The sequence below is a fragment of the Achromobacter pestifer genome (assembly GCF_902859625.1).
Taxonomy (GTDB): domain Bacteria; phylum Pseudomonadota; class Gammaproteobacteria; order Burkholderiales; family Burkholderiaceae_B; genus Achromobacter; species Achromobacter pestifer.
This window is the reverse complement of the sequence record NZ_CADIJX010000025.1, coordinates 1-538: the sequence shown is the minus strand read 5'-3', so window position 1 is coordinate 538 and position 538 is coordinate 1. Positions and strand designations below refer to the sequence as shown.

At 62.6% G+C, this 538-nt stretch carries 1 protein-coding gene; it reads right to left on the bottom strand.

What is annotated here, in order from left to right:
- The coding region (locus HV753_RS31130; protein WP_281370993.1) for a malic enzyme-like NAD(P)-binding protein at positions 1-538 on the bottom strand (538 nt) is incomplete at both ends.

The following is a 538-nucleotide window of genomic DNA, read 5'->3' as shown; positions in this document are numbered from 1 at the left end:
GCCAGCTTGCGGGCGTCGGTCTTCTGCGCAAAGCGCGCCTTGTCCGGATCCATCAGGACCGTGCGGCCCTCGAAGACCACGCCTTCCAAATCCGTCACCCAGATGTTTTCCAGCGGCAGGCCCAGGTCCACCATCAGGTCCAGGCAAGCCAGCGCGGCCGCGCCGGCGCCAGATGTCACCACTTTGACCTTGTCGATGTCCTTGCCCACGACCTTCAGGCCGTTGATGAACGCGGCCGACACGCAAATCGCGGTGCCATGCTGGTCGTCGTGAAACACCGGGATCTTCATGCGTTCACGGAGCTTGCGCTCGACGGTGAAGCATTCCGGCGCCTTGATGTCTTCCAGGTTGATGCCGCCGAAGGTGGCTTCCAGGCCTGCAATGATCTCAACCAGCTTGTCCGGGTCGGTTTCGTTGATTTCGATGTCGAACACGTCCAGGCCGGCGAACTTCTTGAACAGCACCGCCTTGCCTTCCATGACCGGCTTGGAGGCCAGCGCGCCAATGTTGCCCAGGCCCAGCACGGCCGTGCCGTTGG